This window comes from Mycobacterium sp. EPa45, from assembly GCF_001021385.1.
Classification (GTDB): Bacteria; Actinomycetota; Actinomycetes; order Mycobacteriales; family Mycobacteriaceae; genus Mycobacterium.
Genome location: NZ_CP011773.1, coordinates 55853 through 80429 on the forward strand (window position 1 = coordinate 55853; position 24577 = coordinate 80429).

29 protein-coding genes are annotated in these 24577 nt (G+C 67.3%); 14 read left to right on the plus strand and 15 right to left on the minus strand.

Annotated features, from left to right (window positions below; genetic code table 11):
* The first annotated feature begins 51 nt into the window (after positions 1-51).
* Genes AB431_RS00280 through AB431_RS00305 form a run of 6 tightly spaced genes read left to right on the plus strand, consistent with a single transcriptional unit; the run spans position 52 to position 4083 of the window.
* On the plus strand, positions 52-792 hold the full coding sequence (locus AB431_RS00280; protein ID WP_047328264.1) for a helix-turn-helix domain-containing protein: 741 nt from the start codon (positions 52-54) through the stop codon (positions 790-792).
* Entirely contained in the window at positions 789-1577 is a 789-nt protein-coding gene (locus AB431_RS00285; RefSeq protein ID WP_047328265.1) for a C40 family peptidase, read from the plus strand. Before AB431_RS00280 ends, AB431_RS00285 begins: the two co-directional genes overlap by 4 nt.
* 54 nt (positions 1578-1631) lie before the next feature.
* Entirely contained in the window at positions 1632-1991 is a 360-nt protein-coding gene (locus AB431_RS00290; protein WP_047328266.1) for a DUF4226 domain-containing protein, read from the plus strand.
* A 58-nt stretch (positions 1992-2049) separates the two neighbouring features.
* Entirely contained in the window at positions 2050-3462 is a 1413-nt protein-coding gene (locus tag AB431_RS00295) for a DUF4226 domain-containing protein (protein ID WP_047328267.1), read from the plus strand.
* Between the two features lies 1 nt (position 3463).
* A complete protein-coding gene (locus tag AB431_RS00300; RefSeq protein ID WP_047328268.1) occupies positions 3464-3781 on the plus strand; it encodes an ESX-1 secretion-associated protein in 318 nt (105 codons plus the stop codon).
* On the plus strand, positions 3778-4083 hold the full coding sequence (locus AB431_RS00305; protein ID WP_047328269.1) for a DUF2694 family protein: 306 nt from the start codon (positions 3778-3780) through the stop codon (positions 4081-4083). The genes AB431_RS00300 and AB431_RS00305 overlap by 4 nt, the downstream gene beginning before the upstream one ends.
* Before the next feature lie 6 nt (positions 4084-4089).
* On the opposite strand, the gene AB431_RS31385 is transcribed toward AB431_RS00305, so the two are convergent.
* From AB431_RS31385 to AB431_RS00330, 6 genes are all read right to left on the minus strand, one after another.
* Positions 4090-4215, minus strand: a complete 126-nt coding sequence (locus AB431_RS31385; RefSeq protein WP_255353520.1) for a hypothetical protein — start codon at positions 4213-4215, stop codon at positions 4090-4092.
* 37 nt (positions 4216-4252) lie between these two features.
* On the minus strand, positions 4253-5506 hold the full coding sequence (gene lipE / locus AB431_RS00310) for a lipase LipE (RefSeq protein ID WP_047328270.1): 1254 nt from the start codon (positions 5504-5506) through the stop codon (positions 4253-4255).
* Positions 5503-5988: a peroxynitrite isomerase gene (locus tag AB431_RS00315; protein WP_047332911.1), complete on the minus strand. Its 486-nt coding sequence runs from the start codon at positions 5986-5988 to the stop codon at positions 5503-5505. Before AB431_RS00315 ends, lipE begins: the two co-directional genes overlap by 4 nt.
* A 24-nt stretch (positions 5989-6012) precedes the next feature.
* Positions 6013-6420, minus strand: coding sequence for a VOC family protein (locus AB431_RS00320; RefSeq protein WP_047328271.1), 408 nt, complete (start codon positions 6418-6420; stop codon positions 6013-6015).
* Positions 6421-6482: 62 nt separating this feature from the next.
* The gene (locus AB431_RS00325) at positions 6483-7118 is read right to left on the minus strand and encodes a class I SAM-dependent methyltransferase (protein ID WP_047328272.1); all 636 of its coding nucleotides are present in this window, start codon (positions 7116-7118) and stop codon (positions 6483-6485) included.
* Positions 7119-7172: 54 nt separating this feature from the next.
* A complete protein-coding gene (locus AB431_RS00330; RefSeq protein WP_052960131.1) occupies positions 7173-7613 on the minus strand; it encodes an STAS domain-containing protein in 441 nt (146 codons plus the stop codon).
* Positions 7614-8090: 477 nt separating this feature from the next.
* Here AB431_RS00330 and AB431_RS00335 point away from each other — a divergent pair, with 477 nt between their 5' ends.
* Entirely contained in the window at positions 8091-8954 is an 864-nt protein-coding gene (locus AB431_RS00335; RefSeq protein ID WP_047328273.1) for a rhomboid family intramembrane serine protease, read from the plus strand.
* A gap of 89 nt (positions 8955-9043) precedes the next feature.
* Here AB431_RS00335 and AB431_RS00340 read toward each other — a convergent pair whose 3' ends face one another.
* Genes AB431_RS00340 through AB431_RS00355 form a run of 4 tightly spaced genes read right to left on the minus strand, consistent with a single transcriptional unit; the run spans position 9044 to position 12388 of the window.
* The gene (locus AB431_RS00340; RefSeq protein WP_047328274.1) at positions 9044-9496 is read right to left on the minus strand and encodes a hypothetical protein; all 453 of its coding nucleotides are present in this window, start codon (positions 9494-9496) and stop codon (positions 9044-9046) included.
* 35 nt (positions 9497-9531) lie between these two features.
* A complete protein-coding gene (locus AB431_RS00345; RefSeq protein WP_047328275.1) occupies positions 9532-10194 on the minus strand; it encodes an LUD domain-containing protein in 663 nt (220 codons plus the stop codon).
* Positions 10191-11648 (minus strand): lactate utilization protein B, encoded by a 1458-nt coding sequence (locus AB431_RS00350; RefSeq protein ID WP_047328276.1) that lies wholly within the window; start codon positions 11646-11648, stop codon positions 10191-10193. Before AB431_RS00350 ends, AB431_RS00345 begins: the two co-directional genes overlap by 4 nt.
* Positions 11648-12388, minus strand: a complete 741-nt coding sequence (locus tag AB431_RS00355; RefSeq protein ID WP_047332913.1) for a (Fe-S)-binding protein — start codon at positions 12386-12388, stop codon at positions 11648-11650. Before AB431_RS00355 ends, AB431_RS00350 begins: the two co-directional genes overlap by 1 nt.
* A 98-nt stretch (positions 12389-12486) precedes the next feature.
* Here AB431_RS00355 and AB431_RS00360 point away from each other — a divergent pair, with 98 nt between their 5' ends.
* Together AB431_RS00360 and AB431_RS00365 are read left to right on the plus strand one after the other, a co-directional pair.
* The gene (locus tag AB431_RS00360; protein ID WP_082135489.1) at positions 12487-14388 is read left to right on the plus strand and encodes a potassium transporter Kup; all 1902 of its coding nucleotides are present in this window, start codon (positions 12487-12489) and stop codon (positions 14386-14388) included.
* A gap of 36 nt (positions 14389-14424) precedes the next feature.
* Positions 14425-15633: an FAD-dependent oxidoreductase gene (locus tag AB431_RS00365; protein WP_047328277.1), complete on the plus strand. Its 1209-nt coding sequence runs from the start codon at positions 14425-14427 to the stop codon at positions 15631-15633.
* A 76-nt stretch (positions 15634-15709) separates the two neighbouring features.
* On the opposite strand, the gene AB431_RS00370 is transcribed toward AB431_RS00365, so the two are convergent.
* Both AB431_RS00370 and AB431_RS00375 read right to left on the minus strand, forming a co-directional pair.
* On the minus strand, positions 15710-16759 hold the full coding sequence (locus tag AB431_RS00370; RefSeq protein ID WP_047328278.1) for a phosphotransferase family protein: 1050 nt from the start codon (positions 16757-16759) through the stop codon (positions 15710-15712).
* A gap of 35 nt (positions 16760-16794) precedes the next feature.
* A complete protein-coding gene (locus AB431_RS00375; protein WP_047328279.1) occupies positions 16795-17418 on the minus strand; it encodes a TetR/AcrR family transcriptional regulator in 624 nt (207 codons plus the stop codon).
* A 37-nt stretch (positions 17419-17455) separates the two neighbouring features.
* Here AB431_RS00375 and AB431_RS00380 point away from each other — a divergent pair, with 37 nt between their 5' ends.
* On the plus strand, positions 17456-18616 hold the full coding sequence (locus tag AB431_RS00380; RefSeq protein ID WP_047328280.1) for a hypothetical protein: 1161 nt from the start codon (positions 17456-17458) through the stop codon (positions 18614-18616).
* Positions 18617-18624: 8 nt separating this feature from the next.
* Positions 18625-19659 (plus strand): phosphotransferase family protein, encoded by a 1035-nt coding sequence (locus tag AB431_RS00385; protein ID WP_047332915.1) that lies wholly within the window; start codon positions 18625-18627, stop codon positions 19657-19659.
* Here AB431_RS00385 and AB431_RS00390 read toward each other — a convergent pair whose 3' ends face one another.
* Complete coding sequence (locus AB431_RS00390) at positions 19660-20412, minus strand: SDR family NAD(P)-dependent oxidoreductase (protein ID WP_047328281.1); 753 nt, start codon at positions 20410-20412, stop codon at positions 19660-19662.
* A gap of 124 nt (positions 20413-20536) precedes the next feature.
* On the opposite strand from AB431_RS00390, the gene AB431_RS00395 reads away from it, so the two are divergent.
* Positions 20537-21547, plus strand: coding sequence for a zinc-binding dehydrogenase (locus tag AB431_RS00395; RefSeq protein WP_047328282.1), 1011 nt, complete (start codon positions 20537-20539; stop codon positions 21545-21547).
* On the opposite strand, the gene AB431_RS00400 is transcribed toward AB431_RS00395, so the two are convergent.
* A complete protein-coding gene (locus tag AB431_RS00400; RefSeq protein WP_047332916.1) occupies positions 21544-22440 on the minus strand; it encodes an LLM class flavin-dependent oxidoreductase in 897 nt (298 codons plus the stop codon). The genes AB431_RS00395 and AB431_RS00400 overlap by 4 nt on opposite strands.
* Before the next feature lie 35 nt (positions 22441-22475).
* Positions 22476-23021, minus strand: a complete 546-nt coding sequence (locus AB431_RS00405; protein ID WP_082135491.1) for a TetR/AcrR family transcriptional regulator — start codon at positions 23019-23021, stop codon at positions 22476-22478.
* A gap of 105 nt (positions 23022-23126) precedes the next feature.
* Here AB431_RS00405 and AB431_RS00410 point away from each other — a divergent pair, with 105 nt between their 5' ends.
* Together AB431_RS00410 and AB431_RS00415 are read left to right on the plus strand one after the other, a co-directional pair.
* Entirely contained in the window at positions 23127-24368 is a 1242-nt protein-coding gene (locus AB431_RS00410; RefSeq protein ID WP_082135844.1) for a cytochrome P450, read from the plus strand.
* 14 nt (positions 24369-24382) lie between these two features.
* Positions 24383-24577 carry a ferredoxin gene (locus AB431_RS00415; protein ID WP_047328284.1) on the plus strand — a complete coding sequence of 65 codons (195 nt, stop codon included), beginning with the start codon at positions 24383-24385 and terminating at the stop codon, positions 24575-24577.

A 24577-nucleotide genomic window follows, 5' to 3' on the forward strand; every position in this document is an offset into this window, starting at 1 on the left:
CGTATAAAGCGATAGTGCTGTGTACGATCCGTATATGGCTGGAGCCCCACCGTGAGCCGAGAGGCGGCGGGCGCGGCCATCCGGACATTGCGCGAAGCCCGGGACTGGTCGCTGGCCGAACTCGCGGCGGCAACCGGGGTCAGCATCATGGGCCTGAGCTTCCTGGAGCGCGGGGCCCGAAAGCCGCACAAAGGCACAGTTCAGAAGGTTGAAAATGGCCTGGGGCTGCCGCCGGGAACGTACGCGCGCCTGCTCGTAGCCGACGATCCGGCCGCCGAAATCGCCCAGTATCTGACCGATTCGCCGACCGCACCCGCGCCGTCGCGGAGCACCACCGGCATCGTCGTCAGCCGCCACAGCGACGCCGATGTGCTCGAAGCCCACGCCGAAGCACACCTGGAATCGCTCAACTCGTTGATAGCCCGTCTGCCAGCGGAGACGTCAAACGAATATGAAACGTATATTCAGTCCGTGATCGAGCAATGTGTGAAGGCCGAGCTGCTGGCCGCCAACTCGTGGCGCGTCGCCGTCAATGCCGGCGCCGAATCCGTAGACCGCCTGATGAACCACCTCAAGTCGCTGGAGTCGATCCGCACTGGCTTGCTGGCCCGGATGCCGGGCAGCCTCAGCGCGCGCTTCGATCAGGCATGCACCCACTCCGACCTCCCCGAACCGGTCATTGCGACCCTGATCGGCGTCGACGTCGAGCAGCTGTGGGACATCCGCAATCGCGGCGCGATCCCACCAGGGGTGCTGCCGCGGGTGAGGGCGTTCGTCGAGGAGCAGCCGTGACCGCCGGCGAACTGGAGATCTTGAGCCGCGCCCACGCGTTGTTCGACGGCCAGCGGTCGTTCGCGGCGCTCGACGCCGCAACCGGTGTGCGATCGTCAGCAGCCGACGGGTTGCCCGCCGCCTACCACCGAGCGGCCGCCCTGCGTCGTGCTGAACTCGACGGCGCCCGCCGCGTGGACGACGACGTATCGGCGATCCTGGCCCGCGCCCAGCGCGATCACCACGAAGCCCAACAGCAGACCCGTGCCGTACTGGACGCCGCCCGCGCCGATGCCGCAGCCGCCTCCGACAGCCCCGTTGCCCAGCGAGAGCTGCTGCGGCGCAGGGCATCCCGGTTGCGTGCCCAACACGCCCATGTTCTCGCCGCCCGGCGCCGAGCCCGTCGACGGCTCGCCCTGCTGCGCGCGATGGGATATCGCACGCGTCGCAGGAGTGTGCCGGTGCCGAACTCTCGCGCAGCGCTCGCCGTGCGCGCCGCGCTGTCCAGGCTGGGCTGCCCGTATGTCTGGGGTGCCACCGGTCCGGACCGCTTCGACTGCTCGGGCCTGGTCAAGTGGGCTTACGCCCAGGCCGGGATTCGGCTGGATCGCACCACCTACGACCAGATCAATGACGGCGTGCCGGTGTCCCGCTCGCAGGTCCGACCCGGTGATCTGGTCTTTCCGCACACCGGGCATGTCCAGATGGCCATCGGCAACGGCATGGTGGTGGAGGCGCCGTACGCCGGCGCCAACGTCCAGATCAGCCGGATGGGGACTGCCGTCGCGATCCGCCGGCCCGTATAGGCCTGACTCGGCGGGTGAGTTGTTCGGCGAAATCTCGCTGAGTACCGTCGACCCATGGCAGAGCACGTCGGAGCGTCGGCCGACGCCCTCGCATCAGCTCGATCGTTGCTGGCCGCCCGCGACCGCGAGCTCGCCGAGGCCGATGCCGAACTGGCCGAGGCGGTGTCCAGTGCCCACGCCGCGGCAACCGAGGCGATCCGCAAGCTCGACGCCATCCACGCCGAGATCGAAGCGGCCGTCGCCCGCCAAGCCGTCAGCGCTCCGGTCGAGGGACGCGAGTTCGCGCGGTTCCTGCTCGCGAAGCAACGCGAGATCAGCAGCATCCTGACTGCCGCCCGTGCCGAGTCGGACACCAAAGTGATTGTGCTGCAGCGTCTTCTGGACCAGTACCGGGTACCGTCCACACCGGCCTGACGGGTGAATTGTCACCCGTATCCCGCCCCGATACAGTCGCCGGCATGAAAGGGCACCGGTGGCGAGTTACCAAGACCTGCTCGACGTGATAGCGCGCGTCGGCGCGCTCACCGGCGACAGCCGAGCCTGGCTGACCGGGCTGTCGGATGCGGACCTCGCGACGATCACCAGTCCGGTCAGCGTCGTGTCGCCGAGCGCAATCGACAACGTAGTGGCCAAGATTCGCGCCCAGCATCGACCGGTCTTCGATGCTCCGGCCGCCGACCAGGCCTCCGCCGCGGGTGAGGGCCACGCAGCAGAAGCCATTCGTTCGGCGGAAACATCGTTGGCACACCAGAATTCGGTGAGTGCGCAAGTTGACCTGCAGGTGATCACCGCGGTGCTCAATGCGCATGCCGCCCACTCCGCGGGGCGCGGCGCGCTCGATGCGCTGCAGAAGGACATCGAGGTAGCCGTGGCCACCCGCACCGATCTCGACACCCCGGCCGGGGCGCGGGCATTCCAGCGATATCTGATCGAAAAGCTGCGCGACATCAAGACCGTCGTGGAAACCGCGGGCCTCGACGCCACCTCGAAGGCCTCACTGGCTGCGGCGCTGGCATCGCTGTATGCGGGCGCCACCCCGCAGACCGCGTCCGAAGCCGATCCGAAGCCGCCCGAGCCGACAACGACTTCGTCCGCGCCGTCACAGCCGGGGGATATGCCGGCCGATATCGGCCCGGACCCGTTCGCCGACGCCCTGCTGCCCGACGACCTCATGGTCCCGCCGGGCGACCCCGCGGTCGCCGGCCAACCCCTCGCCGCACCGATGATCCCGCCGATGACGGGGATCCCCGCCATGGGTGGCGGGTCGGGCGGCGGCCTTCCGTCCGGGTCCGCTCCGATGCCGGCGGCGCTCGACAACCTCACCCCACCGCGGTTGCCGAGCGGCGACCTTTCCGACCTGCACGACGGGCCCTTGCCGGACGAGCAGCTCGACGAGGTCCCGATCGAGCCGGTGGATGGCGAAGACAAACCGGGGGAGGAGCCGGCTCCGGCCCTCGACGAGTCGACGGTCGTGAACCTGCCCGACGGCGAGACGGTTACCGCGCCGACACCGCAGCTGGCCGCCGCCATCACGGCCGCGGTGGCGGGGACGCCCATCGCCGAGGCCTTCCGACAGCAAGGCATCACGATTCCGGCTCCGGGCACTGCGGTGGCACATCCCGTCGACCCCGTGCGGGTGCTGCCCGGCGACATCGGCATGCTCACCGACCGGCATGCGCTCGCATTGGGCAACGGGAAAGTCGTTTTCAACAATCAGATCCAACCCATCGCCAGCGTCACCGGCCCGAGCTTCCTAGGGTGGGAGCATCCGCCGGAACCGGATGACAAGACGAAGACCCCACGGCCTGATCCACAAGAACAGTCCGACCAACCGGCTCCGACCCGGCCGGCGGTCACAGCCGGCCCGCCGGCGATAGGAGAGTGACATGGCAGAGCGCATCCACGTGGTGCCCGACGAGCTGCGCCGCGCGGCACGTGACCACCAGGACACCGCCGAGCAGCTGAGCACGGTGCCGTCCCGCCACGCCGACATTCTGGCCAGCCTCGATTCGCTCGGGCCGATCTTCGGTGAGCTACGCGACGCCGGCCGCGAACTGCTGGACCAGCGCCGGGCGTGTTATGAGCAGCAGGCGGCCGCGCACGCCGAACTCGCCACGAACCTGCGCCATGCCGCCGATGTGTGGGAACACCAGGACACCGCCGCCGCCGCCGAGCTCGGTCGCATCGCAGAGGACGGTCCATGACCGAACCCGAACCCGAGTTCGACGCGACGCACCCCAGTGGCCACATCCTGTTCAGGTCCTGCCGGGGTGGCTATCTGCACAGCGTGGCCCTGGCCGAGCCTGCGATGGACGCCGAAGCGCACACGCTGGCGCAGGCCATCCTGCTGACGGCGGATGTGTCGCATCTGAAGGCGCTGATGGGAGTCCGCGCCGAAATTCTGGCGGCCGGCCACACTCCTTCGGACGAGGTGGCAGGCAGCCGCGATCTCAAACTCGCCACCGAGGCGCTGGTGCAGCATCAGCTGCGGCCGGAAGAGTTCTGACCCGTTTCAGCGATCGCTGTCGGCGGAGATGATCTCCGGCGGCGCAACGGGATTGGGGCCGAACAGCTCCCGCGCCCGCTGCAGCAGGGCACGCACCTCGTCGAGTTGCTGCTGCAGCAGCGAATCACCCATGGGGGGTACGTTATCCGCCCTCACCGGCGGGCACAATTCACCCGCGAACGCGCGGGATTTCGGCGTTGATGCTGTCCAGCACGTCGGTGTACCGGCCGGCTTCGCGATGCTGGCCGGGCTTGCCGCTGCTGATCAGCCCGACCGACAGCTGCCGCTCCGGATCGGTCCAGACCGCGATGTTGGTCAGACCGGTGTGGCCGAAAGCGGCAGGCGCGTTGCGTCCGAACGGCCCGAACCGGGTGGAGCCCAGCATGTAGCCGGTACCCCATCGAATCGGCGCGAGGCCGGTCGCAAGGTCCGGTCGTAGCCGCCGGGCCTGCGCCGTCGCCGCCCGTAAGGTTTCCGCCCGCATGACCCGGACACCGTCGAGTTCACCGCCGCGGCGCAGAATTTCAGCGAAGCGGGACAATTCGTCGGCGTTGGAGACGGTGCTGGAGGACGGGATGACACCGGTCAGGAACAGCGGGGTGTTGGAGAACGGGATGATCTGCGCCGGCGTGCCCCCGACAGCGGTGCGAAACGCCTTGGCGATCGGCGCCGGAAGCGGCTTGCCTGTCACGTGGCTCGGTGCCACGAGAGGAACGTCCCGTTCGGCCACACCGTAATTGGTCCACCGGAAACCCAGCGGGTCCAGAATCTCCTCGGCGAGGATGTTACGAATATTGCGCCCCGTCGCAGCGGAGACGATCTCGCGGACCAGCGGTCCCCAGGTCAGGCCGTGGTAGATGTGAATCAGTCCGGGTCGGTGGATGGGTTTGAGCTCGCCCAGTTTCTCTCGGGCGTAATCGCTTTCGTTCATCCGCTTGAGGTTCGGTCGCGGGCCGGTGGCGAAGGGCACCCCGGCGCTGTGGGTGATCACATGCCGGATGGTGGTGCGATCCTTGCCGTGGCTGGTGTAGTTCGGCAGGTACTCGCAAACCCGGTCGTCAAGGGAGAACGCGCCCCGCTCGACGAGCATGTGCACCACCGTCGTGCTGATCGCCTTAGCGGCGGAGTACACACAGAACGGAGTCTCGACAGTGACCGGCACGCGCTCGGCGTCCGGCGGGTCGTCGGGGCCGTTGCCCCAGCCGTGGCCGATCGCGCGGTTGAGCACAACTTTTCCGTTGTGGCGCAGGCACAGCTGAATGGCGGGATGCATGCCGGCCGCATACCAGTGCCGCACCGAGCGCCAGATCCGGTCCACGCTCGCGGCCGAGATGTCAACGTGGTCCTCGGCGCCGATATCGGTGACGGCGTCGAGGTCGGCCGGAACGCGGATGCGTCCTTCGCGGACGGGGGAGGGGCTCACCCCTGCTGCCTGCGCAGGGTGGCGGCCAGGTGGTGGGTGAGCGCAACGCCGACGGCGGCCATCCGCACGCTGTAGACCAGCTTGTCGCCGGTGATCCGGAAGGAACGGCTCAGGGCGGTAACACTTTTGGCTGATGCGGTCAGACCGATCGACGTCGAGTCGACTTGGATGACCAGACCCTCGTCATCGACCGACAGCGTGCCCTCGTCGATCTCGGTGACTCCGGTGGGGTGCGCGACGACCAGTTCGATCCGGCCCGGTGACGGAACGCGGAGATATCCGGTCTCGGCGTGCAGGGGACGGCCGTCATCGCCGGCGCGGGTTCGTTGCGCGTACGTCAGGAAGGGCTTGCCGACATGCCCTATCACGATTTCCTCGAGGTAGGCGAATGTCTCGATGGTCGGATACTCGCCGGTGCCGTCTCCGGTCCAGGTGCCCAGCAGGGGTGCCAGGACCGCGACGTCGGGATGAAGCTCGGGCACGACGCCCACCCTACGGCTCGCGATCTACATCGGGCCGACGAGTTCGACCCAGTTGCCGTCCGGATCGGCGACGAACATCCAGCCCATCCCGGGGACCGCCTTGAACTCGGCGAGCTCCTGCGCGATTTCGTATCCGGCGGCCTTCACCTGCTCGGCGGCCTTCGTGGTGTTGGCCACCACCAGGGTGTAATAACGGATGCCGGCCGCAGCCGGCCCGCCACCGGGGGTCGCGGGTGCGGCCGGCGGCTCGTCGAGGGTGATCAGCTTGAGCACGTTGTCACCGACCGCATAACGCTTCATGGTGCCGCCGGGGAAGTCCAGATCGCCGGTGAAGGGAAGTCCGAGGAAGTTCTCGTAGAACTCGACCATCGGACCCAGGTTGGTGGTGACCAAACCGACTTCGATGGTCTTGGCGAGCAGATCGATGGCCATGATGTTCCTCTGCGCTGAGTTTGCGTTGACGTCGGAAGAATAAGCGGTGCCCGGCGCAGCGGTCAGGGCTTGGTCCCGATCGTGATCAGGTCGAATACCGCCTTGGTCCACAACGGCCGGTGCACGCGGTGCTGGTCGCTGATCGTGAAGCCGGCATCGGTGAACAGGGTCCGCATCTCCTGCGCCGACGGGTTGTGCGCGGCACTGGCCGGGGAGTTCGTCAGCTGCCCCACCAGGGGGAGTCGCGGCGGGCTGATCGTTGCGACCGCCGCCAGGCCGCCGGGCCTCAGCACCCGGTGGAATTCGCGCATCGCCGCCGGCTGGTCGAAAAAGTGGAAGGCCGAGGTCGAGACGACAGCGTCGAGCTCGCCGTCGTCGAAGGGCAATTGCTCGGCCGGGCCCTTGCGCCACTGCACGTGCGGGGCACGCGAACGCGCCTGTTTGAGCATGCCGTCGGACATGTCGACCCCGTACACCTCGTCGGGATGCAGCTCGGCCTCGATGCGAGCAGCGAGAATGCCTGTGCCGCAGGCGATATCAGCGATGCGACGGGCGCCGTGGGCGCGCAGCTCGTCGATCACCTCGTCTTGAGCCGGTCGGTAGACCCATTGCTGCAGACCGGGATGATCGTAGAGGGGCGCCGCGACGGACCAGAATCGTGTCACCAGGTCGTTGAGATTGCGACCACGTGTCGCCATGACTGCCCGCCTTCGCTAGAACCGATGGAACCAGTCTAGGAAGCGACGCGGGAACTACTTCGCCAGCGGGGCCAACTGCAAATGGGTGTGCGGGCCGCGGGCGAGTGCGGCAACGGCCGACACGATGTTGCCCGCAGTGGTCAGCAACGCTTCTGGATCGCAGACCCGCAGCACTCGCGCGACTTCGGCCCCGGGGACGACCACCCAGTCGATACCGCGGCGTGAGCACCGGACGTTGAGCGTGTGCAGTGCCGAGAACCCGTCGGTTCCGAAGAACGTCAGTCGGGACAGGTCCAACACGAGCTGCTGGTATGCGGTCGAGTGCTCCTCCACGTAGCCGAGGAGGTCGCCGGAGTTCGACGCGTCGACCTCGCCGACCGCGGTGACGAGGACGGTGGTCGCGCTCAGTTCCCGGGCCCGGAACACGCCACGGTCGGTGCGGTCGCGGCCCAGGCGCGTGACCGCCAAGGGTGGCGCGGTGGTGGCTAAAGACATGGCGCCTCCTCCATGGGTACTCCGCAATGCCGAATTCGCTCGCCGAAGCTCTCCGTCTCGAAGCTTCGCTGCGAGAGTTCTGGGGCCCTCGCGCGGTAGCGTCTCCGGGCGGCTGTGAACTCAACCTGGAGGGAAATGTACTACGGAATCAGTTGCGTGGCTACAAATTGTTTTGGATAGCTATAACACCACTTCAGCGGCGATTCGCGTGTCCCGAAATTGGGACGCGAGCGTGCACATTTGGCAAATATTGACGCGTACTGCGAACGATTCCGTAGGTTAGCTAGCCGAAATGCGGACTGCCCTTTGCGGGTGGTGACTGCGACACCGGTCGGTCGCCTTTTCGAGGAGCTGGGTCGACCTGCCACAGCGGATTCCGCGCGGTCGACGAACTCTCCGCGCGTCCGGGTACAGCGCGCAACGGCGCCGCCGGACGCCACGTCGCAGCCGTCGCACAGTATCTTCGGTGGCAGGACTATGAGCACCCCGTACATACCGCAAACTCCAGCGGGAACACCGACCTGCTACCGCCATCCCGACCGCCCGACGTACGTGCAGTGCACTCGATGTGGTCGGCCGGTGTGTCCGGACTGCATGCGCAGCGCCGCCGTCGGCCAACAATGTGTCGACTGCGTGGCCGCCGCCGCCCAGGATGTGCGCCCGGCACGCACCGGAGCCGGCGGCATCCGGCGCGTGGGGGTGCCGGTGGTCACCTACGCGCTGATCGCGGTCAACGTGGTGATGTTCGTGCTGCAGATGACCTCCAAGGACCTCCAGCGCGAGCTCGTGCTGTGGGCCCCCGGAGTGGCGGGAGGCGAGTACTTCCGCCTGATCACGTCGGCGTTCATGCACTACGGCACCATGCACCTGCTGTTCAACATGTGGGCGTTGTACGTGATCGGACCGCCGCTCGAGGCGTGGCTGGGCCGATTGAGATTTGGGGCCCTCTACGGGCTCAGCGCGCTGGGCGGTTCGGTGCTGGTGTACCTGCTGGCCCCGATCGGTGCGGCCACCGCGGGTGCATCGGGCGCGGTCTTCGGGCTGTTCGGGGCCACATTCGTGGTCGCGAAGCGGCTGAACCTCGACGTGCGGTGGGTGGTCCTGCTGATCGCGATCAACCTCGTGCTCACGTTCACCGTCCCGTCGATCAGTTGGCAGGGTCACGTCGGCGGTCTGATCACCGGGGCGTTGATCGCCGCGGTCTACGCCTACGCCCCGCGGGAGCGCCGCAACCTGGTGCAGGGCGGGGTTTCTGCCGCTGTGCTGGTGGTCTTCGCCGCGCTGATCTACTGGCGCTCGGCTCAGTTGATCGCTCAGTACGGCGCGTTGATCACTGGCTAGCCGGTCTGTCCGCTCGAGCCGACCGTTGATGAGCCGGAAGGTACGTTGCCGAAGGCGAACGCAACGCGGGCAGGAGGGTGCCGGGACGGCTAGAGCCGCGTCAGCCAGAACGGGTAGGTGAAGGTGCCGCCCGGCGCGCCGTCGCAGCCGGCGTCGAACGTGGACTGCAGCTGGCCCGCCAGCGTCTTGGCGTCCCATGTGTAGACGTCGTGGGTCGGGATGACCGGGCCGTAATAGATGTCGCCGCAGCGCAATCCGTCCGGGACATCGACGGTCATCGTGTACTGCCCGTTCACCAGCCGGGCGATGCCGTAGAAGCCGTAGGCTTTGGCGATCGGCATGGGGTTGGCCGAGACGTAGACGCAGTCCGGAGAGAACGTGATCGCCGGAGGGCAGGGGTTTGCGGCCCAGGCCCAGGTGTGGAAGTCACGCCGGTCCGGGATGATGAAGTTGTAGTTGCCCGGCCACAGCTCCGCGGAGGCGGGCGGAGCCAATGTCACCGCTGCCGCCGTGAGCGCAACGCCTATCGCCAACGTCCGCATCGCTGCGCTCCCTTCGTAGGTGGTCCGCCCAAAATCTAAGCGGTGTGGTCACGTGAATTGAGTGGATTCTGCAATGTCACTCCGGTGACCAGCAGTACGTCCAAGGTGCGCGGGCCATGCACGCCTTCGACGCGGCTGAGCTCGATGTCGCTGGTGGCACTCGGTCCGGAGATGAACGTCAGCGGACGGCCCGGGTCCAGCGCGGCGAATGCCTGGGGGACGGTGTCGACGATCTGGTCGGTGAACACGACGCAAATGTGGTGATCGGGAACCAGGGTCAGCGCCCGCCGGCCCTGCGTCGGCCCGGCGTCGAGGACGATCGTGCCGGTGATCGCGATGCCCAGGGCGCATCCGGTGACCACGGCATCGGTGGAGTCGAGTTCTGCTACCGCCAACGGCTTTTCGGGATGGTCGACGACGGCGTCGTTGCCGGCCACCCACTCGGTGGGCAATCCTGCCGGGATCGCCAGACGGGCGCCCGGACCGGTCACTGCGGCGACGGTGGCCGCGATCGCGTCGGCGTCGACGCGCAGTACCCGGGCCTGGTATTCGGCCACGGTCCGCGCGAAGCGATCGGCGTCACCCGGCCCGGATGACGGCGTCCGTTCGTAGTCGCGCGGCACCTGCACGGGCTCGGGCGGGGCCGCGGCCAGGGCTCCGCGGATCCGGTCGAGGACGATGCGGCGTGTCTCGTTCATTGGGACGCCTTGTCGTGGGTACGGGCCCACCATTGGCGGAAGGTCTCCGCCGGCGGTGCGGGGACGTCGCGACTGGTGGTCCACCGCGATCCGGGCCAGGGCAGGGCGGTGATCCGGTGATCGGCGCCAGCCACCAACCGTCCGGCGCCCAGCAGCTTCTCGGCCGCGGCAAAGCGCTTCGGCGAGCCCATCGCCCACGCGGCGGCCCTCATCACCAGGTCCTGAACCGGGGCGCGGTGTTCGTCGACTTGAGCGGCCCGCAGATGCACGAGGATCGACGGGATGTCGATGCGGACCGGGCAGGCGTCGAAACACGCCCCGCACAACGACGACGCGTAGGGCAGCGACGCGTTGGGGTCGTCGTGGCCCTGCGTGCCGGTCAGTTGCGGGCTGAGGATTGCACCGATCGGGCCGGGATAGATCGAACCGTAGGCGTGCCCGCCGGTGCGCTCGTACACCGGGCAGACGTTGAGGCAGGCGCTGCAGCGGATGCAATGCAGTGCGGGCCGGCCCACCTCGTCGCCGAGCACCGCGGTGCGGCCGTTGTCCAGCAGCACCAGATGGAACTGCTGCGGCCCGTCGCCGGCATGCACCCCGGTCCACATCGAGGTATACGGGTTCATCCGCTCGGCTGTCGACGAGCGTGGCAGCAGCTGCATGAACACTTCGAGATCGGTGAACCGCGGCACCACCTTCTCGATGCCCATCACCGTGATCAGCGTCTTCGGCAGGGTGATGCACATCCGGCCGTTGCCCTCGGATTCGACGACGGCCAGCGTCCCGGTCTCGGCGACGCCGAAGTTGGCACCGCTCACGGCGACCTTGGCGGACAGGAACTTTCGGCGCAGGTGTGCCCGGGCCGCCATCGCCAGGACGCGTGGCTCGTCGGTCAGATCGCCGGCATCGGGCATCTCCCGGGCGAAGATCTCCCGGATCTCGGCACGGTTGCGGTGGATGGCCGGAACCAGAATGTGGCTGGGTGTGTCGTGGCCGAGTTGGACGATCAGCTCGGCGAGGTCGGTCTCGATCGCTGCGATGCCCGCCGCCTCCAGGTGCTCGTTGAGGCCGATCTCCTGGGTGGCCATCGACTTGACCTTGACCACCTCATCGGCGCCGGCGGCGCGGATCAGGCCGGTCACGATCCGGTTGGCCTCGTCTGCGTCGCGCGCCCAGTGCACCACACCGCCGCGGGCCACCACATTGGCTTCGAGTTGCTCGAGCAACTCGGGCAGCCGGGCCATCACATCGTGTTTGAGCGCACTGCCCGCGGCGCGCAGCTGCTCCCAGTCCGCGCATTCGGCCACGGCAGCAAGCCGTTTCGTGCGGATCGTGCGGGTGGCACGGCCGACATTGCGGCGCATCTGGGTGTTGGCCAGCTCGTGGCGTGCCGCCTCTGGAAACGGTTGGGTGCCGCGTAGATTGCCGGTGCCGGGCACGCCGAGGAAGGTGCTCATCAGCGCGCCTCGGTGGATGCCAGGATTTCGGCAAGGTGCACGGTCCGCACCGCCGAGCGCATGCGGCTCAGCCCGCCACCGATGTGCATGAGGCACGAACTGTCGCCGGCCGTGCAGACTTCGGCCTGCGAGGTGATCACCGACGACATCTTGTCGGCCAGCATCGCGGTGGAGGTGTCGGCGTTCTTGATGGCGAAGGTGCCGCCGAAACCGCAGCAGGTCTCCGCGTCGGCAAGCTCCACCAACGTCAGCCCCCGCACGTGCCGAAGCAGGTGCAACGGCTTGTCGCCGACGCGCAGCAGCCGCAGCGAATGGCATGTGGGGTGGTAGGTGACCCGGTGCGGATAGTAGGCGCCCACGTCACTGAGCCCGAGGACGTCCACGAGTAACTCGGACAGTTCGTAGGTGCGTGCCGCGACCGATTCGGCGCGCTGAGCCAGCGCCGTGTCACCGGCACGGCGGGCCACCATCGCGTGCTGGTGGCGCACCGAGCCGACGCACGATCCCGACGGCGCCACCACCACGTCACAGCCACTGCCCTCGAACGCCTCGACATGGTGGCGAACCAGGGCGGTCGCCTGTCCGAGATAGCCGGTGTTGATGTGCATCTGGCCGCAGCAGGTCTGGTCCGCCGGGAAGACCACCTGATGTCCGAGCCGCTCGAGCAGCTCGACGGTGGCGATCGCGGCCCGGGGGAACATCGCGTCGGCCAGACAGGTCGCGAACAGGGCAATGCGCATCGGTTCCACCGTACGTCGGGACGGCGTCCCGGCCGCTACCATTGGCGCCACGTCGCCGGGGACCGACGCCGGGCGGACCGATCAGGGGGACTTGCTGGGTGAGCACGGCGACCAAGGCCCGCACCGGGATCGTCATCGGTGCGTTGGGCGTGGTGTTCGGCGATATCGGCACCAGCCCGATCTACACCGTGCAGACGCTGTTCAACCCGGGTGACCCGCATCCCGTTCCGATCACCCGCGCGAACGTCTACGGCGTGGTGTCACTGATCTTCTGGTCGGTGATGATCATCGTCACGCTGACCTACGTCACCCTGGTCATGCGCGCCGACAACGACGGCGAGGGCGGCGTGATGGCGCTGATCACGCTGGTGCGCAGACTGGGACGGCGGTCCAGTCCACGCGTGATCAGCGCCTTATCTGCACTCGGGATCCTCGGCGCTGCACTGTTTTTCGGCGACAGCATGATCACCCCGGCCATCTCGGTGCTCTCCGCGGTGGAGGGCCTGAAGGTCGTCGACCCCTCGCTGTCGGAGTTGGTGGTGCCGATCACCGCCGTCATCATCGTCGGCTTGTTCGCGGTGCAACGGCGTGGCACCGCGGCGGTGGGCCGCTTTTTCGGCCCGGTCATGATCGTCTGGTTCCTGGTGATCGGCGCGTGCGGGATACGTGGCATCCTCGGTCATCCGCAGATCCTCAAGGCACTGTCTCCGACCTACGCGCTGGAGTTCATCTTCGGGCACTTCCACATCGCCTTCTTCGCCCTTGCCGCGGTCGTGCTGTCGGTGACCGGCGCCGAGGCGCTCTACGCCGACATGGGCCACTTCGGCCGCAAGGCGATCACCTGGGGCTGGCTGGGTCTGGTGCTCCCGGCGCTGGTGCTCAACTACCTCGGCCAGGGCGCGCTGCTACTGGGCCAGCAGAGCGTGGTCAACGCGCCGTTCTTCCTGCTGGTGCCCAGCGGCTGGGAACTTCCGATGGCGATCCTGGCCACCGCGGCGACGGTGATCGCGTCCCAGGCGGTGATCACCGGGGCGTACTCGGTGGCCTCGCAGGCCGCACAGCTTGGGTATCTGCCGCGGCTGCGGATCGCACACACCTCGGCGTCGTCCATCGGCCAGATCTATGTGCCCTGGATCAACGGCATGCTGATGGTGGCGGTGCTGATCCTGGTGTTCGCGTTCCGCAGTTCCGCGGCGCTGGGGTACGCCTACGGGATGGCGGTCACCGGCACGATCACCATCACCACCCTGCTGTTCCTCTACATCGCGCACACCCGCTGGCGGTGGCCGCTGTGGATGGTGATCATCGGCGGCGGAGCGCTGCTGACGGTGGACCTGATGTTCCTGGCCGCCAACCTGACCAAGCTCGTCCACGGCGCGTGGCTACCGCTGCTGATCGGCCTGGTGACGTTTACGGTGCTGATCACCTGGCAGCGCGGGAGCGCGGTCGTGGTGAGTGCGCGGGATAAGGCAGAAGGACCGTTGCAGCCGTTCATCGAGGAGATCAACGGCCACACACCGCCCTACCCGCGGATCCCGGGGACCGCGGTGTTTCTCAATCGTGAGAGCGAGACGGCGCCGTTGTCGATGCGGGCCAACGTCGACCACAACCACGTCGTGCCGGAACGGGTGATCATCCTGTCGGTCGTCGTTCCGCCCTCGCCCAGGGTGCCCGACAACCAGCGGATCACCGTCGACGACCTCGGTAACCCTGACGACGGAATCTACTATGTGGCTGCACAATTCGGCTACATGGAACGACCCGACGTGCCCGCCGCACTGCGGCTGGTCGATCCGGCCGACGTGGGCGGTGAGATCGACCTCGACAACACCTCGTACTTCCTGTCCAAGATCGAACTGGTGCCCGGCGACCAGCCGACGATGGCGCCGTGGCGGAAGCGGATCTTCATCGCCACGTCGTTCATGGCCGCCGATTCCGCAGGGTACTTCGGGCTACCGGCCAGCCAGACGATTCTGATCGGATCACGAATTCAGGTTTAGCTCCGCGCGTCCGGCAGTCGTCGTTACGGTGTGGCCATGACCGACTCCACGACGGTGGCGATCGTCGGCGGCGGCCCCGCCGGCATGGTGCTCGGATTGTTGTTGGCCAGGGCCGGTATCGAGGTCACCGTGCTGGAGAAGCACGCCGACTTCCTCCGGGATTTCCGCGGCGACACAGTGCATCCCACGACGCTGCGGTTGCTCGACGAGCTGGGGTTGGGGGAGCGGTTCGCCGCGCTGCCGCAGAGCAAGGTCGATCATGCCGAATTCACCGCGGGTGGTACGTCGCTGACGATGGTGGACTTCCGCCGGTTGCGGCAACCGCACCCCTACATCGCGATGGTGCCGCAGTGGGATCTGCTCAATCTGCTGGCCGAGGCCGGGCAGGCCGAGCCGACCTACACACTGCGGTTGCGCCATGAGGTGACCGGTCTGCTTCGCAGCGGCGCACGGATAACCGGGGTGACCTACACGTCGCCGGACGGCGACGGTGAATTGCTGGCCGATCTGACGGTGGCCTGCGACGGGCGGACGTCGATTGTCCGACAGAACGCCGGTCTGACTGCGCGAGATTTCCCGGTGCCGTTCGACGTGTGGTGGTTCCGGCTGCCGCGGGACAGCTCCGCGGAATACACCCTGATTCCGCGGATCGCGCCCGGGCGCATGCTGATCATGATTCCCCGGGAGGGCTACTTCCAGCTCGCCTACCTCATTCCGAAGGGTAGTGATCCGGAGCTGAGAGCCCGCGGCCTTGGCGCCCTGAAAGCCGAACTCGCCGAACTGATTCCAGAGGCCAACACCGACAGTCTGACGTCGCTGGACGAGGTGAAATTCCTTGACGTGAAGCTCAACCGGTTGAGCCGCTGGCATACCGACGGGCTGCTGTGCCTCGGCGACGCGGCGCACGCGATGTCGCCGGTCGGTGGAGTCGGCATCAACATGGCCATTCAGGACGCGGTCGGCGCGGCGACACTGCTGGCCGGCCCGCTGCGCCGCGGTGTGGTCACCGACCGCGACCTGGCCGCGGTGCGCCGCCGACGACTGCCGCCCGCTGCGGTCACGCAGGCGGTGCAGCGGGTGCTGCACCGCGGGCTGGTCGGACCGATCCTGGACGGGAAGAGCGCCGATCCGCCGGCGGCCCTGATCGCGTTGATCCGGCGGTTGCCGGGGCTCGCGGCGATCCCGGCCTACCTGGTCGGTGTCGGGGTGCGGCCCGAGCACGCACCGGATTTCGCCCGCCGCTAGGGCGGCGGCGCCGAGCGTGCCATTTCGTACGCGCCACGCCGTCCGCGGCGTATCCAGGTGCACATTCGCGGCCTGATCACCACAGCCGCGTCTCCAGGAGCTCCACCACGCCGAGATCCTCGATGGCCGTCGTCGTCAGAACCATTGCTGCCCGGGCGATTTCGATCGGCTGCCATTGTGAACCCACCGCTGCGGTCGACACCGCGGCGATCCACGAATACAGCGAGAACAAGCGGTACTGCTCGAGGGCGGTGCGCTCGTCGAGGGCAACCCCGTTCGCCGCCAGCCCGGCACGGTAGCCGGCCAGCAGCGCGTGCTGTTCGGATCGGCGGACGTCGGTGGGTAGCGAATTGCACAGGAAGTACGCGACGTCGCGCATACCCGGCCCGCGGCCGACGACCGCCCAGTCGTAGAAGCCGGTGCGCCCGTTGTCGACGAACAGGTTCCCGCTGTGGGTGTCGCCGTGGATCAGAGTGAGCGCACCTTCGCCGAACAGGCCGATGATGTCGCCCGATCGCTCGATGTACAACTGCGCCAGGCGACGAAACTCCGGACCCATCTCCGCCCCGAACTGGTCGAGCGCCAGCCGGATGAAGTGGGTCCGCCGGGCAGCGGTCTTGGGATCGTCAGGCTTGCGTCGCATACCTTCTGGCGTTGCAAGCCAGGGGATTTCGCGACCCAGATAGGTCGAGTGCAGGACGGCGAGCTCAGCGACGGCCGATCGGGCGACATCGAGTATGTCGTCGTCCTGGGGGGTGGGGAACCCGCAACCCGAGGCGACCAGGTCTTCGAGGACCATGACGAACGAGCCGTCGGCCTCGTCCGCGGTGGAATACCAGACCCGCGGAATGCGCACCGGCAGTTCGGCTCCCAGCTTCGCGTACAGCCGGGCCTCCGCAACCCCCAGACCCACCTGCCGCAGGAAGGCCTGCTGCTCTGGGGTGAACGGCTGCAACTTGACGAACAGCGTCTCGGGCAGCGAATCGCTGGTCAGTCGGACGCGGGCGCGACCGGTGGTGCCGGAGTGTGCGTCGAGCACCTCGATGCCGGTCACGTTTTCGCCAAGGACGTCGCTGAACCAGGAGGGCGTCAGTTCATCGACCGAGGCCGGGATGTTCGGGCTCATCCGAAGAAAGCTAGCACCAATCGGACAATATCAAGTTATTGTCCGATTTGTGGCACGAGGGCACGCAGCAGGTACTGCTCGACGAACCGGCCCTTGGCATCTGCGGGCCGGTGCCGCCACGCGGGCGCGACCAAAAACAGCGCCGCCGTGTGCAGCCACCGGGCGGTCTCGCGTGGGTCAAGGTCGGCGTGCAGCTGGCCGTCGGCCTGCCATCGGTCGAACAGCGGGCGGTAGTGCCGCAGGATCACATCCACGATCTGCTCGGATCCGATTTCGAGTGCGGTTCTCAGCGCAGTGCTCTCGCCCGACATCAGTGCTTTGTTCAGTCGATCGCCGCCCACCGATTGCACGGGTGCCATCAGCAGTTCCCGAATCGATTCCGCGGCGTCGTCGGGATGTCGCAGCGACGCGACATTGTCGGCCAGCGCGTTGTCGATCCGCAGCAGCAGCAGTCCGAGCAGAAGGTCGTCGCGCGACGGGAAGTAGCGATACACCGTCGAGCGGACCACACCGGCTTCCGCGGCGACTTCGGCCATCCGGATCTGGGTGTTGCCGCGGCGCACGATGCACCGGCTGGTGGCCTCGAGCAGGCGCTGGCGCGCCTCGTCGCCGTCCAGCTGCGCACGCTCGGCACCCCAGCGACGACTCACTGTTCCCATTCGGCAGATCGTACGACGGGGCGCAAGGAAGGTAACCGTGGCAATCAAAGACATCGGGCCGCTGTTCGGGGCCGACGAAGGTCTCAATCATCAGATCGTCGACACCTTCGCGACCCTCTCGCAGGCCGACCTGGCGTGGACGGAGAAGATCTGGGCGTCGATCGCGCGCATTGATGGTTCGCTCCAACTGGACTTCGGGCTCGGCAAATATCAGAATCGCGGGATCATCGACGGCTTCGCCGGCATCTCCCGCGGGCGCGAGCAGTGGACGGTGCGGGGGAGTCGCGAGCTGGGCTCGGCGCCGGAGGCAAACAATGTCGGCCCGATTCAGCTCGAGGTCGTCGAACCGCTGCGCGCCATGCGCTTTCGGCTCGAACCCAATGACGTCCAGCGCATCTCGTTCGACGTGGTGCTCTCCGGGGTTACGCCCCCGTTCTTCGAGGAGCGCAATCTGGTGCGCAACCGGCGCACCGGCCGCGTCGACGTCGACGTGATTCGCTATCACCAGGGCGGCTGGGCCAGCGGCAGCGTCACCGTCGACGGTCGGACCCACGAGATCCGGCCCGACGAGTGGTTCGGTATGCGGGACCACTCCTGGGGTGTCCGCCAGGCCATCGGCTCGCCGCCGGACGACCTGATCCCTTCTCCCGCAGCGCCGGCCGGAACGCGGGGCGGCATGAAGTGGTCGCCGGCCTTCTTCCGCCGTCCGGACGGAAGCTATTACGAGACAGCAATTTTCGTTGTCGAGGGCCCGTGGGAGTACAGCTCGGCTTACCTCAACGACGCCGACGGTACCCAGACCCCGGTACGGCGTGTCACCCCGAAGATCGACTACGACACCACGACCCGCTTCGTCAAAGGCGGCGAGCTGGTGATGACGCTGGAGTCCGGCGAAGAACGCGTGATCGAGGTGGAGGCACTCGGCGAGTCGGGCTTCTTCCTCAAGACAGGTGGTTATGGGGCGTGGAAGGGTCACAAGCACGGTTCGTGGCGTGGGCCGCTGCACCTGGACGGTGAGTACATCGCGGATTGCTGGTCGCAGGAAAGCCTGCGCAGCCTCGGCCAGTTCCGGGACACCCCGATCCGGGTGCGCGACGGTGACGCCATCGGCTACGGAATCATGGAAAGCCTCATCGGTGGCGTGTGGCCCGAACTGGGGCTCACCGCCGAATCCGACTTCAAGGTGTCCTACAACTGATGAGCAACATGATCCCCGATCTGACCCCCCGGCTCACCTCGTGGCTGCGGACTTTCGCCGGCGACGACGTCCGCGTGGAGGGGCTGGACCGGGTGGACTTCGGGCACTCGGCCGAAATGCTGGTCTTCACGATCGCGACGGCAGGGGACCGCACCGATGTGGTGTTGCGGCTGCGGCCGGCCCCGCCGGCACTGCTGGAGCCCTACGACCTGCCGCGCCAGTTCCGGATTCTATCGGCGCTAGACGACACCGCCGTTCGGGCGCCAAAAGTGTTGTGGCTCGAGGAATCCGGAGATGTACTCGGCCGGCCCTTCCTCGTCATGGAGCGGGTGCCCGGTGACGTCTACGAGATGGAGGTACCCGACGGCCCGGACGTCACCGACCAAAGGATCCGGCGGATGTGCATCAGCATGGCCGAACAACTCGCCGCCGTGCACACCGTAGACCTGGTGGCCACCGGACTGGTCGAGCTCGGCGACGGTCGCGACCACCTCGACCGTGAGATCGCGCACTGGGCCGAGGAGATGCATCGGGTACAGCGCGCCCGATTACCTGCGTTGGAGCGGCTGCTCGCGGAGTTGCAGCACAGCAAGCCCGAACAGTACGAAGGCGTGACACTGGTCCACGGTGACGCCAAGCCGGGAAACTTCGCGTTCGTCGGCGACGAGGTCAGCGCTGTCTTCGATTGGGAGCTCACCTCTTTGGGTGACCCGCTGACCGATCTCGGGTGGATGGAGCTGCTGTGGATGCAGCCGGTCGGTCTCACCAGCCATCCCGCAGCGCTCAGTGTCGACGACTTCCTGGCGCACTACCAGGCAGCCAGCGGCATCACGCCACGCAACCGGCCCTGGTACCGGGCGCTGAACGCGTTCAAGATGGCGGTCATCTGCCTGATCGGCTCGGCGCTCTACGACAGTGGCGCCAGCGATGACGAGCGATTCCTGATGAACGCCCACGGCATTTCACTGCTGACGCAGCTCGGGCTGGCCGACCTGGGCGTCACCGACAAGATCGACGACGGACCGGTTCTACCGTCCCGCTAGTCAGCCACCCACCATGATCAGGCCGCCGTCGACTGGCAGCAGCTGACCGGTGATGAAGTGCGAACCCTTGCTCGCCAGGAAGACCAGTACGGGCCCGAGGTCACGGTCGGGATCGCCGAGCGCCCCGCCCAGTGGGATGCTGGCTTTGATCTGCTGATCGATGAACGGCGCCGCGTCGGGCCCGAGAAACTCGCGCAGCCGGTCGGCGCCGCGGGTCTGCATCGCCGGCGCCAGCGCATTCACGGTCACGTTGTCCGACGCCCAGGCCTTGGCGGCCGACCGGGTCCACGCCTGCACCGCACCCTTGGCTGCGGCGTACACCGCGGAGATCGGACTGCCCATCACCGCCTCGGCTGAGCCGAAATTGATGATGCGGCCGCCGGACTTGCGCATGACCGCGTACGCGGCCTGGTTGGTGAGGATCGTGGTCTTCACGTTGGCGTCGAACGCGAAGTCGATATCGGCGACGGTGATCTGCCCCGGAATGCCCTGGTACCAGAGTCCCGCCGCGTTGACCAGAACGTCCAAGCCGCCCATCGCCGCGACAGCCGCGTCGATCACCGCGCCCACCGAGTCGGTGTCCCTGGCGTCACACTGCAGCCAGGTTGCGTGCGATTCGTCGGTGGGCTCGGTCTGGTGATAGGTCGCGAAGACCTCTGCACCGGCCTCGGCCAGCGCCCGGACCGCGGCGGCGCCCAGCCCGGTGGCGGCGCCCGTGACCACCGCCCGCCGTCCCGTAAGCAGCTTGCTCATCGCGAGATCAAGGACGACCCGATGGCCGTGTGCCTTACCATGACGGTCACGGTAGGGCGCGGCACCTCGGGTGTCAACCGTCGGCTATTCGAAAAGCATTGTGCGAGTGGATCTGTGAGGACCAATGAAAGCAACGTTGGTAACCGGGCCCGGCCAGACCGAGGTGGTCGAGGTCGCCGATCCGACGGTCGGGCCGGCCGATGTCCTGGTGAAGATCAAGGCCTGCGGTATCTGTGGGTCGGACGCCCTTTACATCTCGATGGGCGGCCTGCCGCCGCACCAGGGTCGGATGGCACTCGGACACGAGCCGGCCGGCGAGGTGGTCGAGGTCGGCCGCGATGTCACCGGCATCAGCCTCGGCGACCACGTGGTCATCAACCCGATCGGCGCACCCAGCGGAATCATCGGCAACGGTGGCGCGACCGGCGCGCTGGCGGAGTACCTCCTGGTCGAGAACGCCGTGCGCGGCCAGAGCATCGAGGTGATCCCTCCCGAGATCCCGTTCGAGGTCGCCGCGCTCAACGAGCCGATGGCCGTGGCCCGGCACGGCGTCAACCAGACCAGGCCCACGGCGACGGACAAGGTCGCGGTATTCGGCGCCGGGCCAATCGGGCTCGGCGCGACCATCGCCTACAAGGCTCTCGGCGTCAGCCATGTGACAGTGGTGGATCTGATCGGCTCACGACTGGACAAGGCGTTGGCCGTCGGCGCCGACGCGGTGATCAACGCCGGCGACGAGGATGTGGCGCGACGCCTCATCGAGTTGCATGGCAAAGGTGAAGCTCTGTGGCCCGGCAAGTCCGGGACGAACATCTTCCTCGACGCTGCCGGTGCGCCGTCGGTGATCAGCACCGCGCTGGCGGCGGCCCAGACCGGGGCACGGCTGGGGGTGGTCGCCGTGCACAAAGAGCCGGTGCCGGTGGACTTCATCAACATCATGGCCAACGAGATCACCGTCGTCGGATCGATGGGTTATCCCACGGAGATCTTCGAGGTGACAAGGGATCTCGTCGCAAACTGGCAGAAGTACGCGGTGATCGTCAGCCACACCTTCGGCTTCGACGAGGTGCAGGACGCGCTGCGCACGGCGATGACACCCGGCGCCGCTGACAAGGTCGTCGTCACCTTCGACTAGAGCTGCGGCAGCACCTCGCCGGCCAGCAACTCCAGTGTCGCGTCCGACGCCCGGTCGTGGGTGAAGAACACCACCTGGCCGAAGCCCAACTCGCGCAGCTGACCCAGCCGGTCGACGATCTGCGACGGGGTGCCGACCAGCCCGCCCTCGTGCAACCCGAAACCTGGTCCACCAAACCGCTTCTCGGCAAGCGCCCGCACACCCTGCAGGGCCGCAGAGTCCGGAGCCAGCGCGAGCACAGCCTCCACCGACATCACGATGGTGGCCGGATCCCGGCCGATGTCGGCACAGATGGACCGCAGAACGGTCAGCTTGTGCTCCATCTCGCCGAGGGCATACGTGGGCACGTTCCAGACATCGGCGTAGCGGGCCACCAGCGGCAGGGTGTACTTCTCGCCGGACCCGCCGACCACGATTGGTGGGCGCGGCTGCTGTACTGGACCAGGCTTTATCGGCATATCGCGAACCGTGTAATGCGTTCCGGCGAAGTCGATTCGCTGCTCGGCGAATGCCTGGGTGAGGATTTCCAGGGTTTCGCGCAGCCGGTCGGAGCGCTGCGCGAAGGTGCCCCAGTCCAGTCCGACCCGGTCGTGTTCGTCCTCGATGGAGCCGCTGCCGATGCCCAGCTCGAGCCGGCCGGCGGACACCTGGTCCAAAGTGGTGGCCATCTTGGCCAGCACGGCGGGGTGGCGAAACTGGTTGCACAGCACCATGTGCCCGACCCGCAGCCGTTCGGTGCGGCTCAGCAGCGCGGTGGCCAGCGTCCAGGCCTCCAGCGAGTCGATGTCGGGGACACCGGGGCCGTACATGTGGTCATAGAGCCACAGCGACCCGATGCCGAGCTCTTCGCAGCGCTGCGCGCGATGCAGCACATCGGCATAGCCGAAACCCATCTGGGGGACGTAGATCCCGATGTCCAGCGGTGTGGTCACTGTTTGATGCCGACGGCGTGACGCAGCTGGGCCAGGAACTGGTCGGCGTCATCACTGCGGACGACGTAGTGCGAAACCGCGACGCGAATTGCGGTGGCAGCCTTGATCTCAGCGTTGGGCCCACTCAGCAACCGCTGCAGCCGGGTCCGCATGAGCGGCAGAATCCGGGCCAGCTGGGCGACCACCACCTCGGGCTCGACGTCGATGAGCCGCACCCCCGAGTAGGTCTGTTGGTAGGCGACGATGAACTGCAACGCCGCGTCCAGCTTGTCGGTGCCACGCAGCCCGGCGGTGGCCCGACTGATACCGGTGTCGAACATCTCCCGCTCGTAGGCGCCGAACGCATCGAGTAGTTCGGTCTTGGAGGCGAACCAGCGGTAGAGGGTGGGCCGGGAGACCCCGGCCTGCAGGGCGACCTCGGACAGGCTCAGCTTGGTCTGGCCGCTTCGGGCGAGCACCTCGGCGGTGGCGTTGAGGATGCGGCGCCGCGATGAGGTCTCGTCCTCGTCGGGGATCGCAGCGGTGGTTCCGGCCGGGCTCACGTGTACAGGATTACAGGTTGCGGCCTATGTGTCACGCGGACTTGGCACATCCGAGATCGAAAACACCGTCTTTACAAATACTGGTCAAAGTGTCACGCTGTGCACGTGTCGGCGGACCAGCGTGGGTACAGCCCCCACGACATCACGTCGCGGCGATTCTGGGGTCAGACCTTCGACGTCCGCGAGCAGATCTTCGCCGCGTTGCGGGCCACCGAAGGACTCACCTGGCACGAGCCGTTCCCGTCGTTGTTTCCGATGGAGGAGCCCGGCTTCTGGGCGCTGACCCGCCGCGCCGACATCGTCCATGCCAGCCTGCATCCTCAAGTGTTCAGCTCGGCTCAGGGCATCGCGCTGGATCCGATGCCGGCCGAGATCCAGCGGATTGCGACGTTCTTCCTCATGATGGACCCGCCGCAGCACACCACCTACCGGCGGTTGATCAGCTCGGCGTTCACTCCGCGCAACGTCGCCCAGATCGACGAACAGATCCGCAAGAACGCCGCCACCGTGGTCGACGAGTTGGTCGGCGCCGGCGAGGTGGACTTCGTGGCGGCCTGCTCGGCGCGGCTGCCGATGATGACGATCTCCGAGATGCTCGGCGTGCCGACCTCCGACCGCGAGGCGGTGGCCAAGGCCGCCGAGAAGCTGTTCTCCATGAGCGACGACGAGTACGCCACGATCGAAGAGCGAGCAGAGGCGACCGTCAACGAGATGTTCTTGTTGGCCGGCACCGGTATCGAGCTGGCCAAGTTTCGCCGCCGGCACCCGGGTGACGACCTGATGACCAGCATCGTCAACGCCGAGGTCGACGGGCACCGGCTCACCGACGAGGAGATCGGCGCATTTTTGGTGCTGCTGGCCTCGGCCGGAAACGACACCACCAAGCAGACCACCTCGCACGCCATGCTGGCGCTGGCGGCCAACCCGGATCAGCGCGCGTGGCTGATGGTGGACTTCGACGGCCGGATCGGGCCTGCGGTCGAGGAGTTCATCCGATGGGCGACGCCGGTGCTGCAGTTCGCCCGCTTCGTCACCGAGGACACCGAGCTGGCCGGCCAGCAGCTGAAGGCCGGCGACAAGGTGGGGCTGTTCTACTGCTCGGCGAACCGGGACGAGGCGGCCTTCGACCAGCCGGATGTGTTCGATCTGCAGCGCTCGCCGAACCCGCACCTGGGCTTCGGCGGCGGCGGGCCGCACTTCTGCCTCGGCAACCAGCTCGCCCGCACCAGCCTGCGTAACCTGTTCCGCGAGCTGCTGTTTCGCGTCGACCTCGAGTTCGGTGAGCCCGACTATCTGTTGAGTAGTTTCGTGCACGGGATCAAGCGACTCCCGGCGTTCGTCCGGTGAGTGTGGGGCAGGGTATGCGTATCGAAGTGGACCTCGGCAAGTGCACCGGGCACGGAATCTGCGAGACGATCGCCGAGGATGTGTTCGAAGTCGACGACGACGGCAGTGTCCGTATCCACGGCGACCGGCGGCCTGCCACCGACCGGGCGCGGATGCAGCAGGCCGTGACGCAGTGTCCCGCCGCGGCGCTGGCCCTGATCGAGGACTGA

Bases quoted from the DNA above. Each gene is read 5' to 3' on its own strand.
- AB431_RS00290 (WP_047328266.1), top strand. From the start codon at position 1,632: ATGGCAGAGCACGTCGGAGCGTCGGCCGACGCCCTCGCATCAGCTCGA.
- AB431_RS00300 (WP_047328268.1), top strand. From the start codon at position 3,464: ATGGCAGAGCGCATCCACGTGGTGCCCGACGAGCTGCGCCGCGCGGCA.
- AB431_RS00305 (WP_047328269.1), top strand. From the start codon at position 3,778: ATGACCGAACCCGAACCCGAGTTCGACGCGACGCACCCCAGTGGCCAC.
- AB431_RS31385 (WP_255353520.1), bottom strand. From the start codon at position 4,215: ATGGGTGATTCGCTGCTGCAGCAGCAACTCGACGAGGTGCGTGCCCTG.
- AB431_RS00320 (WP_047328271.1), bottom strand. From the start codon at position 6,420: ATGGCCATCGATCTGCTCGCCAAGACCATCGAAGTCGGTTTGGTCACC.
- AB431_RS00325 (WP_047328272.1), bottom strand. From the start codon at position 7,118: ATGGCGACACGTGGTCGCAATCTCAACGACCTGGTGACACGATTCTGG.
- AB431_RS00330 (WP_052960131.1), bottom strand. From the start codon at position 7,613: ATGTCTTTAGCCACCACCGCGCCACCCTTGGCGGTCACGCGCCTGGGC.
- AB431_RS00335 (WP_047328273.1), top strand. From the start codon at position 8,091: ATGAGCACCCCGTACATACCGCAAACTCCAGCGGGAACACCGACCTGC.
- AB431_RS00340 (WP_047328274.1), bottom strand. From the start codon at position 9,496: ATGCGGACGTTGGCGATAGGCGTTGCGCTCACGGCGGCAGCGGTGACA.
- AB431_RS00345 (WP_047328275.1), bottom strand. From the start codon at position 10,194: ATGAACGAGACACGCCGCATCGTCCTCGACCGGATCCGCGGAGCCCTG.
- AB431_RS00350 (WP_047328276.1), bottom strand. From the start codon at position 11,648: ATGAGCACCTTCCTCGGCGTGCCCGGCACCGGCAATCTACGCGGCACC.
- AB431_RS00355 (WP_047332913.1), bottom strand. From the start codon at position 12,388: ATGCGCATTGCCCTGTTCGCGACCTGTCTGGCCGACGCGATGTTCCCC.
- AB431_RS00365 (WP_047328277.1), top strand. From the start codon at position 14,425: ATGACCGACTCCACGACGGTGGCGATCGTCGGCGGCGGCCCCGCCGGC.
- AB431_RS00370 (WP_047328278.1), bottom strand. From the start codon at position 16,759: ATGAGCCCGAACATCCCGGCCTCGGTCGATGAACTGACGCCCTCCTGG.
- AB431_RS00375 (WP_047328279.1), bottom strand. From the start codon at position 17,418: ATGGGAACAGTGAGTCGTCGCTGGGGTGCCGAGCGTGCGCAGCTGGAC.
- AB431_RS00385 (WP_047332915.1), top strand. From the start codon at position 18,625: ATGATCCCCGATCTGACCCCCCGGCTCACCTCGTGGCTGCGGACTTTC.
- AB431_RS00390 (WP_047328281.1), bottom strand. From the start codon at position 20,412: ATGAGCAAGCTGCTTACGGGACGGCGGGCGGTGGTCACGGGCGCCGCC.
- AB431_RS00395 (WP_047328282.1), top strand. From the start codon at position 20,537: ATGAAAGCAACGTTGGTAACCGGGCCCGGCCAGACCGAGGTGGTCGAG.
- AB431_RS00400 (WP_047332916.1), bottom strand. From the start codon at position 22,440: ATGGGTTTCGGCTATGCCGATGTGCTGCATCGCGCGCAGCGCTGCGAA.
- AB431_RS00415 (WP_047328284.1), top strand. From the start codon at position 24,383: ATGCGTATCGAAGTGGACCTCGGCAAGTGCACCGGGCACGGAATCTGC.